The organism is Moritella sp. Urea-trap-13 (genome assembly GCF_002836355.1).
In the GTDB taxonomy this organism is placed as follows: Bacteria; Pseudomonadota; Gammaproteobacteria; order Enterobacterales; family Moritellaceae; genus Moritella.
The window spans coordinates 26859-42051 of sequence record NZ_PJCA01000035.1 but is presented as its reverse complement, the minus strand read 5'-3'; the positions used below and the strand labels follow the sequence as shown (position 1 = coordinate 42051).

The window sequence follows — 15193 nt, the reverse complement described above, 5'->3', positions numbered from 1 at the left end:
CGAGATAGTAGGTCGAGAAAAACTGTATTGAATAGCGTATTTCTGCAACATACTAAGCCATTAAATGGCGCAAGTTCATTTCAAAAATCATTTTTTCAGCAGTGCAAGTAAATTGTAACGTCACTAGGTAAGCATTTTCACCCTGCGCAATAAAATCAATCGTTACTTCTTCACCAAATTGCTCATTCACATAAGCTTCAAGCTCACTGCGTTTTTCATCTGCTGCAAGTTGCGAGTCAAAAGCAATAGGGAAAGATAGCTCGGTATCGTCAGGCTGAATAATGCTACCAATTTCGGCAAATGCACCACAGCAATCTTTAATATCAGTGTTGTTATTATTCGACATAATTATTCTACCTATTAATTTAAATTTACGTTCTACCTCAGCAACCATACCACTAAAGTATAAGTTCTAAAAACAAAAAACCGCTTACACCTGAGTATAAGCGGTTTTTATATTAAAATAGTCGACTTTTTAACTAATATAAAAAGGTAAGCTAAAAGTACAAAATACTAAAAAGAAACTAAATAGTAATTGGCGTCGGCGCTGGCGCAGTACTCATTGCTTTTAATTCTTGATCCATAATAAATAGACCGTAACCGTTATCAACACCAACACGGCGGATTTGGCTAACGATACCATTAAATAATGCTTCTTCTTCTGTTTGCTCTTCCATTAATGTATTAAGGTGAGCAACAGATTGGAAATCTCTGAGTTCATGCGCTAAGCCAAGGATCTCAGAAATAGACTCTGTGATCATTACTTCATGGTCTAATGCTTTGTTAAACACATCAAGTAGATCTGTAAATTCAGACTCTGCCGCAGGAATAGCTTCCATCAATGGCTGAATGCCGCGGTCGATCATATAACGGAATAATAACTGGGCATGTACCTGCTCTTCAGCTGCATGCTTATAAAAGAAATCACCTGCGCCAATAAAATCAGATGCGTAGCAAAAAGATGCCATGCTGCGATAAAGGTGCGAAGCAGTAAATTCTTTTGTCATTTGTTGGTTAAGCGCTGTCGCCATAACCTTAGATAATTTTGGCATAGTATAAAATCCTATAATAAACAGTTCCGGCAATGCTACCGCAACACGTCTTAAATTAACAATAACTTTGTCATATTCACAAATTTTTTCTACGATTAAGCATACGGCAGCAATTAAACGCGCCATAGGCGATGTTGAAATAAAATTACACAATACGTTATTTTTTAATATTTATGACCCAGTTAACACTCTTATGAAAATATAATACGTTATTTTACTACAATTGATCTAGATCACTTTTTAATCCTCAAGAGTACCTATAATTCAAATCAAAGGTATTCACTAAGAGGTAACACTTTGTAAATACTTTTTAAGATTTCAAATTAGTTTTAAGGGAAAATTATGACTGTTAAAAATATTGAAACACTAAATGCAATGGTTGCTAAAGTGAAAGCAGCACAACAAGAATTCGCTACATTTAATCAAGAACAAGTTGATAAGATTTTCCGTGCAGCAGCACTTGCTGCTTCTACATCACGTATCCCGCTAGCGCAAATGGCTGTTGAAGAATCAGGCATGGGTGTATTAGAAGATAAAGTAACTAAAAACCATTTTGCATCTGAATACATCTACAACAAATATAAAGATGATCTTACTTGCGGTATTGTCGCTGAAGATAATGTATTCGGTACGATTACGATAGCAGAACCAGTTGGTATCATTTGTGGTATCGTTCCAACGACAAACCCAACATCTACCGCAATCTTTAAATCATTAATTTCACTGAAAACACGTAATGCTATTATCTTCTCGCCACACCCTCGTGCAAAAAATGCAACGAACACGGCGGCTAAAATAGTCTTAGACGCAGCTATAGCAGCTGGTGCACCAGCAAACATTATTGGTTGGATTGATGAACCTTCAGTTGAACTATCAAATGCATTAATGCAGCACGCAGATATCAATCTTATCCTTGCAACTGGTGGTCCAGGCATGGTTAAAGCAGCTTACTCATCAGGTAAACCTGCTATTGGTGTTGGTGCTGGTAATACACCGATTGTTATTGATGAAACTGCAGACGTTAAACGCGCTGTATCTTCTATCTTAATGTCAAAAACATTCGATAACGGCGTAGTATGTGCTTCAGAGCAAGCAGTTATTGTAGTTGACGAAGTATATGACGCTGTAAAAGCACGCTTCATTACACACGGCGGTTACATCTTATCGAAGAAAGAAGCTGATAAAGTACGCGAAATAGTATTAATCAATGGCAACATGAATCCTGCAATTGTTGGCCAATCTGCGATTAAGATTGCTGAAATGGCTGGTATTAAAGTGCCTCCGTTCACTAAAGTTCTCATTGGTGAAGGCCCTGAAGTACACATTGATGATGCATTCGCTCACGAAAAACTATCTCCAACTTTAGGTATGTTCCGTGCTCGTGATTACAATCACGCAGTAGAACAAGCAATCACTATGGTTGAAATTGGTGGTATCGGTCATACTTCTGGCATCTACACAGACCAAGATGCAAATGAAGATCGTATTAAAGACTTCGGCGATAGAATGAAAACTGCCCGTATCTTGATTAACCAACCAAGTTCGCAAGGTGGTATCGGTGATTTATACAACTTCGGTTTAGCACCATCACTAACGCTAGGTTGTGGTTCATGGAGTGGTAACTCTATCTCTGAAAACGTAGGTCCTAAGCACCTTATGAATAAAAAGACTGTGGCAAAGCGAGCTGAAAATATGTTGTGGCATAAACTTCCAGAATCAATCTACTTCCGCCGAGGTTCATTACCAATTGCAATGGATGACCTAGTTGGTAAAAAACGTGCTTGTATCGTAACGGATAAATTCCTATTCAATAACGGTTATGTTGATGATTTAGTTGCAATCTTAAAAGAAAAAGGTATTGATACTGAAGTCTTTTACGATGTAGAAGCAGATCCAACACTTGCCATTGTGAAAAAAGGTGTGGCTGTGATGAACAGCTTCCAACCTGATGTTATCATTGCATTTGGTGGTGGTTCACCAATGGATGCAGCGAAGATCATGTGGGTAATGTACGAACATCCAGAAGCACACTTCGAAGACCTTGCAATGCGCTTTATGGATATTCGTAAACGTATCTACAAGTTCCCTAAAATGGGTATCAAAGCGAAGTTAGTTGCAGTTACAACAACGTCTGGTACTGGTTCTGAAGTAACACCGTTCGCTGTAGTAACAGATGAAATAACAGGTCAAAAATACCCAATTGCCGATTACGAACTAACACCAAACATGGCTGTTATTGATGCAAATCTAGTAATGAACATGCCAAAATCACTAACTGCCTTTGGTGGTTACGATGCAGTAACTCACGCACTTGAAGCTTATGTTTCAATTCTAGCGAACGAGTACTCTGATGGCCAAGCACTACAAGCAATGAAATTATTGAAAGAATACCTACCAAGTTCTTACAAAAATGGTGCTAAAGACCCAGTCGCACGTGAAAAAGTACACAATGGCGCAACGATTGCTGGTATCGCCTTTGCGAATGCTTTCTTGGGTGTTTGTCACTCAATGGCACACAAAATTGGTGCTGAATTCCATATTCCACACGGTTTAGCAAATGCACTACTTATCACGAACGTTATTCGTTATAACGCCACTGACATGCCAACTAAACAAGCTGCATTCTCACAATATGACCGTCCGAAAGCACGTGCTCGTTACGCTGAAGTTGCTGAGCACTTAGGTTTCCGTGAAGGTAAAACAGCTGACAAAGTTAACGCACTACTAAACTGGTTAGACGAACTGAAAACTGATTTAGACATTCCTAAGTCAATTCAAGCTGCAGGTGTTAACGAAGCAGATTTCCTTGCTAAAGTAGACCAACTAGCAATCGAAGCATTCGATGACCAATGTACTGGTGCTAACCCACGTTACCCATTAATCAGCGAGTTAAAAGCACTATTACTTGCTTCTTACTACGGTCATGATTACCAAGAAAGTTATAACATAGAAAAAAAAGCGGCTACAAAAGAAACAGTAAAAAAATAGTCGTGAAGTAATACAATAATAGTTATCACCAACAGCGTGATAGCTATTACCTAAAAAGGTGTGGTTTTTAAGGTTTTATTAAACAACCTTATACTCCACACTTTTTTATTATGTATACAGTAATAACATTATATTTATTTATGCCAGCCTAAAATCTAATTATTAATAATAAAATCCGCGAAAAGATAACTAGCCCACACCTCACATATTTAACTTTGATAAGCCTAAATTTATCCCCTATAATTATTTCAACTGCATTTTCAATAAACAAGTCACGATATTTAACTCTATTTATATAAACGGATTTAGATAAGCAAAGGTAAATAATGGTAAATGTCTCATTAGCGATCAAAGACCTGCAAGTAGGTCATTACATTAATCTTCCCATTGGTTGGACATCCCACCCTTTTATTCTCAATTCATTTTTAATTAAAGATGCCAAACAGTTACGAATATTACAGCATCTCAGCTTAGAGACAGTTTCGGTCGATCTATCTCGAAGTAAAATAGCGCAGACACCAACATCAGCATCATTACAGCCAACACAAAATGACCAAGCCTCGGCTGAGGCATTTGCACAACAAGCCGTATTCAAAAAAAGAGAAGAGCAGCAAACACAATTATCACAGCAACAAGCCTGGTGGAAACAAATCCGCCATACTCGCTCGAAGTATCAAGACAAGATCACCATCCTCAAAGATATTTACAGTAAACTGAGTTTGCAGCCTAAAAAAGCCATGCAGCTATTAGAATTACTTTCGGGTGAGTTAACTATCGCCGCTGAACAACAGCATGATTTTAGCTTCGTGTTATGCAATGAGGAGATATCAAGTGATAGCCTTTATCAAAACGCGATGAATGTGACGGTACTCAGCACACGCTTAGCAAAGCAACTAGCCTTTAGTACCCAAGATGTCGCTATCATTACGCAGACAGCCTTACTCAGTCAGTTTGGTATGTTATGGGTACCCGCTTCAATTCGTAATAAAAGATCTGAACTGACCAAACCAGAAGTAAATTACCTTAAACAACACCCAGCCTATGCAGCGCAAAGGCTACAAGGTATTGATGCTCTTCCTGATATCGTTATTCATAGTATTTTACAGGTCAATGAAAAGTTCGATGGTAGCGGTTATCCGCGTGGTTTCAAGCAAGACAAAATTTCAAAGTATGCACAATTAGTTGCTATTGCTACCCGCTATAACGAAATGTGTAACGCTAGTTTACCGCAACAGCGTTATTCACCACATCTTGCGATTGGCTTGTTGTTTAAACAAGCAGATAAGCATTACAACAAAACCTATCTCGAGCAGTTTATTAAAATGCTCGGCATATACCCAGTTGGTACTATCGTCAATTATGATAGCAATCAAGCCCTCGTACAGATGAGTATTATAGATAGCCTACGACAACCACTAATTGTCGACTTCAGCGAGCTTGAACCGATAAAAAAACAACCACTTTTACACCATTGTGGTGATGAAGATATAACGATTACCAAAGCTATAGGTAGTAATAATATAGCTCCTGAGCACCTAGCAAAGTTTAATTTACTCCAGCGCAACAATTTATACTTCCCCTGCTAGCACAAAGGAACAGTCAGATATCATAGATAACAGCTGCTGTTTATCTATGATATTATTACGCTCTTATCTTTAATAAATGAACCACACACACTATGTCAAAACGCAATACTCAACAACGTCGTCATACCATTATTCAGCTACTTGAAGAGCAAGGTAAACTCAGCGTTGATGAACTAGCCCAACGTTTTGAAACATCAGAAGTCACCATCCGTAAAGATCTTACCGCGTTAGAGCAAAACGGTTTATTATTACGTCGTTATGGTGGCGCAGTACCGATCCCAAAAGAACTGCTCCCTGAAATTGAAACCGATAAAGTTTCTCAGTGCAAAACTGAAATTGCCATTGCAGCGGCATTACGGATCCGTGATCACAACCGGATTATAATCGACAGTGGCACCACCACTGCCAGTTTAATTGAGCAGCTCGCGAATAAGAAAGGCTTAATAACCATGACTAATTCTCTGCAAGTTGCCACGGCACTTAATGGTTTAGAAAATGAGCCTACGTTATTAATGACGGGCGGCACTTGGGATCCACACTCAGAATCATTCCAAGGTCAGATTGCCGAGCAAGTGCTGCGTTCATACGATTTTGATCAATTATTTATCGGCGCAGACGGCATTGATTTAGAACGAGGCAGCACCACGTTTAATGAATTAATTGGACTAAGCCGAGTAATGGCTGAAGTATCAAGAGAAGTCGTCGTCATGGTCGAATCAGACAAAATCAGCCGTAAGATGCCCAACTTAGAACTCGCATGGGATAATATCAGTACCTTGATTACCGATGCTGATATAACCAATGAGCAGCGTAGCGCTATTGAATCTAAAAATATTGAAGTCGTCGTCGCAACGAGAATCTAAAACACTGGTCAGCCTTAATAAACACTACTTAATAAACACTACTTAATAAACACTAATAGCCCCAAATTTTAGGTAACCATCACTTACTAGAGATGGTTACCTTTAGAGCACCAATTATAAACATTATTATGGTTAGAGTTGATTACTTTATTAAATGTCAACTTACTCCACTTTTTGAGTCTATATATAAATTATAGTATTGAATTAGCCGCTAATTTGGAGCACTGTGCACAACTAATAATAACTCTATCCGATGTTATTTCAACAATTCAAATTTAGCGTTACAAGGCAATAAGCAAACATGAGTAGCCACAGTATTTCTCTCTTCAAACATATCAAACTTAGCACTATGGGTTTATTTTTCACCTGTGGTTTTGCCCTCTCCGCTCTGGTCTTTATTGCTTCAAGCATTATCATCAACAGTAATGTCTCGCTCGCATCTTCGGTATGGACGGAATACAAAGCTAACAAATCTGAAAAAATCAGAATCGATAGTGCCTTACGTTCATCGCTTGGTTATGGTGGTGCTATTCATGAGTTTAAAAACTATTTATTACGCCCAGAACCGTGGCGAATTGAACGCGTTCAGGCAAAACTCGGCGCAGTAAATGCCGCTATCAGCCAATTTAATACGCTAGGGCCAAGCAACGCACAAGCAATCGCCTTGAATGATATTAAAAACATGGTTGATGCTTATAGCGCCGCACTAATACAAGCTGAACTACTTTTTAGTCAAGGGCTACAGCCGCTTGACGTCGATAAACAAGTGATCATTGATGATTCGCTCGCCATGCGTGGGTTACAGATCTTAAATCAAGAATTACAACGTGAATTACACATCAACAATCCGAGTGATGACAGCCCCAATATCACTAAAGCCGACCTCGCCGTTAAGTTACGTTCGGCTCTGGGTTACGGCGGCTTTATTCATAACTTTAAAAATGCGGTATTACGTGGTGATGAAGCATACCTCAGCGAAGCGGCTGGCTGCTTAGTAAAAGCAGAGGAATTGATTGCCCTGTATCGCAATCAAGGCCTTACCAGTGCCGAACACATCTCGCTTGAAGATATAACCAGAACATTAAATAACTACAAACAAGAAATAGACACGATTCGCCAATTAATCAGTCAAAATGCAAGTCCGCAATATATTGATCAACAAGTAAAAATTAACGACACTTCGGCATTACGAGGTCTTGCAGTATTAGACCGAGAAATCGTGGTTCAAATAGAACAAAGTGCTGACAACGTCAGTGCCACATTAGACTTTGTCACCCAACTGATTAGCTGGTTATCTTGGTTTACCGTTATCTTTACCACTGTTTTCATCATTGCAGCCATCCTACTGATGCGTAACCGTTTAATGAATCCGATTAAAGAGCTCATTAAGGCAATGAAAACCTTGGCCGAAGGTAACTTTAACATCAAAATATTTGCCACCGACCGAGATAACGAAATCGGCGAAATGGCGCGTGCATTAGAAATTTTTAGTGCTAATGCCTTGAAACATCGAGATTCAGAAGCACAAGTACAGGCGGTTATCAATACTGCTGTACATGCGATTGTAACAACCAATGATCGCGGTGTAATTGTCGCATTGAACCCAGCTGCATTAGCTATTTTTGATTATGAACTGGATGATATTCTTGGTCGAAATATCAAACTGCTCATGCCACAAGCAAATAAATCATTTACCGACAGTGTCCAAGGTAAAGTATACGAAGAAGATGCATTACGTGCTAACGGCGTACACTTCCCAATTGAATTATCTGTTAACGAAATGACCGTGGGCGATAAACTCATGTACACCACAGTTATTCATGATATTACCGCACGTAGAGCAGCTGAAGCAGAGATCCGTAAGCTCGCGATGACAGACCCATTAACCGGTGTCGCTAACCGAAATCAATTTGAATTATGTATTGAAGAAGCGATTCAAGTGGCAGAACAAAACAATAAATCTGTTGGCTTACTGCTATTAGATTTAAACAAATTCAAACCGGTGAATGATACCTATGGTCATCATGTTGGCGATCAATTATTAAAAGATGTTTCCGCGCGTATGGTTGAAGCAAGTCGTCAAACCGATACGGTTGCACGCTTAGGCGGTGACGAATTCGCAATCATCTTTAATCACCTCGATACACCTGAATGTATTAAAGTACCTTTCGACCGTTTGGTGAGTGAATTATCTCGTCCCTATGTGGTGAACGATATGGTATTAAACGTAACAGCGAGTATAGGTGTGAGTATGTATCCACAAGATGATACTAATATTGATGAGCTGTTACGTAAAGCCGATCTGGCAATGTATAAGAATAAGAATATCGACCTAGTATCCTGATTTATATCAATTACTCCTTAATATTTTAAAAGACAGATCGAAAGATCCCGCTTACTGCAAATAAGCGGGATTTTACATAAAGGATTTACTATTTATTATACGTTACGACTTAGAAGCCGTAAGATGCACCTACAACAAGCACGTTATTGTTGTGACCAGGATTCGTTTTCGCTGAAGACTCTTGGTTACGGTATTCAACGTATGGTTGAACACCAGCACGTGTCCAGGTTGCACGTAATTCATGCTCCATAGAGTTGTCATTGTTAACACCATCATTTACGTAATAAACATTGTTGTATTTAACATTCACAGGCATATCTTTGAATTGGTAAGCAATGTTGTTATCTAAACGAACTTGATCGTTTGTTACATCTACACCAGCATCGATTGTATCATTTGCTTGGATTTGCATACGAGTACGGTTAGAGATAGAGAGACCATTATCGAAGTTGTAACCAATTTTAACTAATGGACGGTATTGAACAGCTTCACCGTCGTGTAATAAATGGTGGTAACCAGCTGCTACCCATAAATTCTCGTTAATGCTGAATGATTGTTCAACACCTAGCGTAGTGTAAGCAGAAGCTGCTGAACTACCTTGCTCACCATTAGCGCCATAGTTAGTGTTACCAAGTTGAATACCATCAATCTCCACTAGAACTGTAGTGCCAGTTGTAAACGTATGACCCGCTTCGATAGTAGATGTCACATCTGAACCGTTGAAATCAGCACGGTCATGCATTTGAACATTACCTGTTACGTAAGATGAACCACCAGCAAGTGCAGGTGCAGCGATTGATGCGCAAAGAAGAGTTAATGCAAATTTTTTCATGAAAGCCTCGATTATATAAGTACAATTTTAATCTTGTTAAACTGCGAATTTAAGTGAACTATTTCACTGACTGACTTGTCGCCAGAAGATGAAACAAATATATCACTTAGTGGGCAGTTGATAATGCTATTGACTGGTTTCATCGACTTGGATCACAACTTAATTCACATCGATAATTAAGATTAAGTCGAACATTAACATTTAGCAAACAAAAAGCCATCTAACTCACTGTACCCACATTATTTTTTCACTTTAAAATCAATCGATTAATTTGACAATATAAAATAAAATAACGTATGAAATCAAAGTTATTAACAAATTAAGAAAAAACAAATGAAAATGAACTAAATATTAATTAGTTTATAAGCAGCAACATAATTGTGAGTCAGTTAACATTTCCCAATACAAAGCAAGTTGAATCAAACAGCATATAACACCAAATTAAAAACGTAGGCAGCATCAAACCCAGAGTATTATACTTATCAAGCACATTTAACTTAATTTACAATGTAAAATATCATTAAATAGACCTATTCCATGCTTACTCATCCTTATTTATACGGTGGTAGTATTAGCACATTGCTCGATTTCATTTCTTTAATGTAAACCATTACAGAATTAACATTTTGGTTACATTTGTAGTGACAAGTCTGTAGAACTGAGTAGACTCTTTATTCTATTATCTATAAACACATAATTATTGAGGCGTTATGATCAGTGAATTGATTCGTTGCTTTTATCTACGTAACAAGCAAAAAAATCCAAAAGGATTTTTCGATACTATCAGCCGTTCTTTTCGAGTTGGCTTTCGTCATATCGATCTGAACTTACATATTAACAATGCCAAGTATCTGATGTTTCTTGAAAAAGCGCGTTGGGATCATGCAATCCAGACTGATTCGTTTAATACCTTATTAAAGAATAAATTAAACTTCATCGTTGCGGGTGTTGAGGTAGGCTATATTCGAGAAATACGTTTATTTAAGCAATTCGATGTAGAAACGACTTATTTAGGCTGGGATGAGAAATACTTTTATCTGGAACAAAAATGTGTCGCCGATGGTAAGTTATGTAACTACAGCTTAGTCAAAGCGGTGTTTGTGCAGAAAGGTAAAGTAATCTCTCCAGAGAAAGTGATGACTTATATCCCCGCAGATCAACGTCCACAGCAGCTGCCTGAACATATGCAGATATGGAAAGATCTGGGTATTGCCAAGCGCAACTTCACCACCAGCGAGCCAATGGATAAAGCGGCTTAGCACACTTAATCAAAATTAACTTAACGGGCGTTAAGCAACGCCATGGCCTTTTGATGCAACCCAGATCCGATACCATTGTTGGTTCGTCAATGTTAACGCTGTCGCTGCAACCGCACTGCGTACCCGCTCGATGTTACCACTGCCGATAATCGGCAGAGGTTGAGAGGGTAGCTTTAATATCCACGCAAAAACCACCTGATCAATCGACTCTGCACTAATTTCCTGCTTAATGGCTTCCAACGTATTTTGCAAACGCTGTATTTGTGCTGAATTAGCATTAAATAAACTACCACCCGCCAAGCACGACCATGCCATTGGTCTAATCGCTAATTGTTGTAATTGATCTAAGGTACCATCTTCAGTCACAGCCAAATTAACCGGGTTTATTTCAACTTGATTGGTCACTAATGGAGTGTCCCAACGCGATTGCAACAGCGCAAACTGCGACGGGGTAAAGTTAGATACGCCTAAGTGCTTAATCTTACCTTGATGCTTTAACTGCTCAGCGGCTTGGGCAACATCATCTGCATTCATTAACAGATCTGGGCGATGAATTAACAGCACATCCAATTGCTCGACGCCTAAGCGCTGTAAAGAGGTGTCTACCGAATGAATAATACTGCTTTGTGAACTGCTGTAATGATTAACGTGATCACTCGGTGCGTCACTGTGCATGACTTCAATACCGCATTTAGAAATGATCTCGATATTATCTCGCATCGTCGGATCAAGTTTCAGCGCTTCACCAAATAAGGTTTCACACGGCGCTTGTGCAGAACCATAAACATGCGCATGATCCACCGTAGTGATACCCAACTCGACATGCTGTTTCAAAAAGGTTAAACGAGCTTGCGGATCCATGCCCCACTCACCCATACGCCAATAGCCTTGTACTAACGATGAAAATTCGGGGCCTTCAAGAGCCATTTTAACGCGAGATACACCTGTCATAGTTTTCCTTAATTAACAAATAAGCTGAACTCGAGATTAAATCGAGAGATAACTTGAAAATAGGTTAGTTTTAACGTGAATACTCATAGACTACTCTCAGGGTTACGCTTTGATACATAACGATACTATTTCTGTGAATTAACTAGCAGTTTCGCCTACCTAAAAACAAGTAATAAGCTCCCTTTGCTATGCTGCATTAACATCATAAGCAATTGAATAGGGAAAATTCATGCCAACGACACACCTTTTTAAAGCGCTAACCTTCGGATTCATAGGCTGCATTAGCTTAACGTTACCAACGGCTATTGCTAAGACCACCAGCAGTGACATCGTCGCGAAAGTGAAACCATCGAGCAGTGCTATTTACAGTCAAATGGCGATCCATCATCCCGTTTGGGCTGCTAATGGCATGGTCGCGAGCCAAGAAGCGCTGGCCACCAAAATCGGTGTCGATATCATGCAACAAGGCGGGAATGCCATTGATGCTGCGGTCGCTGTTGGTTACGCGTTAGCCGTTACCCTACCGCGTGCTGGTAATCTCGGTGGCGGTGGGTTCATGTTAGTCTATTTGGCCGATGAACAGCGCTCTATTGCCATTGATTATCGGGAAGTGGCCCCACAGAAAGCTTCTGCAGACATGTTTTTAGATGAAGAGGGTAATCCAAATAACACCTTATCTCGCTTTCACGGCCTTGCAGTCGGCGTACCTGGCACTGTGCTTGGCTTAGAACTGGCGTTAGAAAAATATGGCACCATGTCGTTAGCACAAGTGATCGCACCGGCAATCAAATTGGCCCGAGACGGTATTGTCGTCACCCCTGACTTGGCCAACTCGCTTAGCGCAACGCAGAAACGCTTAAGCCAGTGGCCAAGTACCCAAGCTATTTTCTATAAAGCCGATGGTAGTAGCTATCAACCTGGTGAAGTATTAAAGCAAACCGATCTCGCCAACACCCTCAGTGCGATTGCTAAACAAGGTAGTCCAGCATTCTATCAAGGGCCGATAGCCAAACAGATAAGTGATTCAGTACGTGACGCTGGCGGCATAATGACCATGCAAGACTTAGCCAGTTATAAAGCCATAGAACGACAACCTGTCACTGGTGATTATCGCGGTTATCAAGTGGTATCTATGCCACCACCGTCTTCAGGAGGTGTGCACATAGTGCAAATGCTGAATATGCTCTCGCAGTTCCCGATTGATAAAATGGGCCATAATAGCGCTGCAACCATTCATATCATGGCAGAATCAATGCGCCGTGCTTATGCAGACCGCAGTTTATATTTAGGTGATCCCGATTTTGTAAATGTACCTGTCGCTGCGCTCACCAACAAGCAGTATGCCAAGCAATTGGTCAGCCAAATTAACCCTAACAAAGCAACACCAAGCAGTGAAGTATCTCCGGGTACACTATTGCCTTATGAAAGCAATCAAACCACCCATTACAGCGTGGTTGATAAGTTTGGTAACGCAGTCAGTAATACCTACACCCTTAACTTTAGTTATGGTTCCGGACTTGTCGCGAAAGGCACAGGGGTATTGCTTAATAACGAAATGGATGATTTTTCAGCTAAACCGGGAGTCCCTAATGCTTATGGTCTGATCGGTGGTAAAGCCAATGCCGTGGCAGCGAAAAAACGTCCGTTAAGCTCAATGACACCGACCATCGTATTAAAAGATAACAAACCTTATTTAGTCACAGGTAGCCCAGGCGGCTCACGTATTATTACTACGACATTACAAGTGATCATGAACGTAATAGATCATGACATGAACATTGCCGAAGCCAGTGCTGCGCCACGTTTTCACCATCAGTGGTTACCAGACATGATCCGTATCGAGAAAGGCTTAAATGTCGATACCATTAACTTATTAGAAAGTAAGGGCCATAAGGTGGAAGTAAAAGCCGCTATGGGCAGCACTCAAACCATTATGTTAACTGAAGAAGGGGTTTATGGGGCATCAGATCCACGCCGACCAAGTGCGCTTAGCTTGGGTTATTAACAGCCACAGTTAATCAATAAAAAAGGGACGTGATACTTAGCGTATGACGCCCCTCCTTTCTATTTCTATTTCTATTTCTATTTCTATTTCTAATGCTAATTAAAAATTGTAACTCATACCAACAGAAACAAAGTTCGTTGTGCTGTCATAAAAATCTATATTGGCGTCAATATCTTTATTTTGATAGATCACATTTAGATTCGTGTCCGCAATATTAAACGGTTCTGTGTACGCGTATATTAGGGAGTAACGCGCCGCATCTTGTTGTTGTGTTTGTCCAAACATTGGATTTTCTGCGCTATATTCGCGATCACTGAATGCCGCTTGCACAGATAAGAAATGACGTTCATATTTTGTCATGATGCTTAAACTATAATGTAATTCATCATAGCTTTGACTCTCGCCTTTGGAATCCTGGTTGGCATAATATACATTAGCTTTAGCAAACATGCCTTGCCACAATCTCAATGAGCTTTCTAGACTTAATCTTTGGTAATCACTGTCTCGCTTAAGTAGCGCCTGCTCTTCGGCAGTACAATTTTGACCATTACATGCGCCATTTTGAGCACCGCTTTGCTCGTCTTCTATATCATACGATGCATAAGCGTATTCAACTTGTACAGGGGCAAATTTATAAGCCACGCGCACCGCGGTTGAATCAATGTCGGATTTTTCTCTTGCTGCATCCGTTAAGAAAGGATCAGACCAAGTTTCTTTTAAGAATGGCACATGGGGAATATAGGCCAACATCATACTCTGGCGTTCATCAAATTTATGGGTCACGCCCAGTTCATATTGAATGGCACTGTCTAAGATATTTTGCGGACTTTGACCCAGAAAGTATTGGGTCTGTAAATCTTCCGAGGTATAAGCCACACGGAAAAACGGAAATAACAACCCAGTCGAAATATCCTTTCCAGGGTTATTTAGATCATCAGTTTGGGCGTTATCATTATCGGTATTAAATTGGTTTTGTGAGTCACTAAAACCGGCATTGATACCGATAGTCCCAGAAAAACCGGGACTCTTTGCTAATGGTTTCGCTATTGCTACACTACTAAAGCCAAGTAAACTGCTAGTTAATAATAGCGGCAGTGAAAGTAAACTGTGCTTTCTAGATATCATGTGAAAATAGCTCCAATAGTTAGTCCATAAACAAGAATGTCGATCATGCTTGATCAATATCAAATTAGTCACGAAATCATAGCACAACAGCTTTAATATGAAATGATAAATACAGTTTTCTAAAAATGTCCAATCAATGATGCGAAAATAAAATAAATATCAGTCTGAAAAACTAAATAAACACTGAA

11 protein-coding genes are annotated in these 15193 nt (G+C 39.7%); 6 read left to right on the top strand and 5 right to left on the bottom strand.

Translation table 11 applies throughout. The features are described 5' to 3' along the window. Nucleotides 1–52: 52 nt before the first annotated feature. The gene (locus CXF93_RS16435; protein WP_101063615.1) at nt 53–346 is read right to left on the bottom strand and encodes a DUF406 family protein; all 294 of its coding nucleotides are present in this window, start codon (nt 344–346) and stop codon (nt 53–55) included. Nucleotides 347–524: 178 nt separating this feature from the next. Beyond that, nucleotides 525–1052 (bottom strand): ferritin, encoded by a 528-nt coding sequence (locus tag CXF93_RS16430; RefSeq protein WP_101063657.1) that lies wholly within the window; start codon nt 1050–1052, stop codon nt 525–527. 342 nt (nt 1053–1394) lie between these two features. Between CXF93_RS16430 and adhE the strand changes: the two genes are divergently transcribed. From adhE to CXF93_RS16410, 4 genes are all read left to right on the top strand, one after another. After that, on the top strand, nt 1395–4040 hold the full coding sequence (gene adhE, locus CXF93_RS16425; protein WP_101063614.1) for a bifunctional acetaldehyde-CoA/alcohol dehydrogenase: 2646 nt from the start codon (nt 1395–1397) through the stop codon (nt 4038–4040). Nucleotides 4041–4366: 326 nt separating this feature from the next. Then, on the top strand, nt 4367–5626 hold the full coding sequence (locus CXF93_RS16420) for an HD-GYP domain-containing protein (RefSeq protein WP_101063613.1): 1260 nt from the start codon (nt 4367–4369) through the stop codon (nt 5624–5626). Between the two features lie 92 nt (nt 5627–5718). Further along, entirely contained in the window at nt 5719–6489 is a 771-nt protein-coding gene (locus tag CXF93_RS16415) for a DeoR/GlpR family DNA-binding transcription regulator (RefSeq protein ID WP_101063612.1), read from the top strand. A 301-nt stretch (nt 6490–6790) separates the two neighbouring features. Then, on the top strand, nt 6791–8833 hold the full coding sequence (locus CXF93_RS16410; RefSeq protein WP_101063611.1) for a sensor domain-containing diguanylate cyclase: 2043 nt from the start codon (nt 6791–6793) through the stop codon (nt 8831–8833). 109 nt (nt 8834–8942) lie between these two features. On the opposite strand, the gene CXF93_RS16405 is transcribed toward CXF93_RS16410, so the two are convergent. Further along, entirely contained in the window at nt 8943–9665 is a 723-nt protein-coding gene (locus CXF93_RS16405) for an oligogalacturonate-specific porin KdgM family protein (RefSeq protein ID WP_101063610.1), read from the bottom strand. Between the two features lie 710 nt (nt 9666–10375). Here CXF93_RS16405 and CXF93_RS16400 point away from each other — a divergent pair. After that, nucleotides 10376–10924, top strand: coding sequence for a thioesterase family protein (locus CXF93_RS16400; RefSeq protein ID WP_101063609.1), 549 nt, complete (start codon nt 10376–10378; stop codon nt 10922–10924). Nucleotides 10925–10954: 30 nt separating this feature from the next. On the opposite strand, the gene CXF93_RS16395 is transcribed toward CXF93_RS16400, so the two are convergent. Then, nucleotides 10955–11875 (bottom strand): aldo/keto reductase family oxidoreductase, encoded by a 921-nt coding sequence (locus CXF93_RS16395; RefSeq protein ID WP_101063608.1) that lies wholly within the window; start codon nt 11873–11875, stop codon nt 10955–10957. Nucleotides 11876–12104: 229 nt separating this feature from the next. On the opposite strand from CXF93_RS16395, the gene ggt reads away from it, so the two are divergent. Further along, nucleotides 12105–13880, top strand: a complete 1776-nt coding sequence (gene ggt, locus CXF93_RS16390) for a gamma-glutamyltransferase (protein ID WP_101063607.1) — start codon at nt 12105–12107, stop codon at nt 13878–13880. Nucleotides 13881–13979: 99 nt separating this feature from the next. Here the strand turns inward: ggt and CXF93_RS16385 are convergent, their stop codons facing one another. After that, the gene (locus CXF93_RS16385; RefSeq protein ID WP_101063606.1) at nt 13980–15005 is read right to left on the bottom strand and encodes a DUF2860 family protein; all 1026 of its coding nucleotides are present in this window, start codon (nt 15003–15005) and stop codon (nt 13980–13982) included. Nucleotides 15006–15193: the final 188 nt, after the last annotated feature.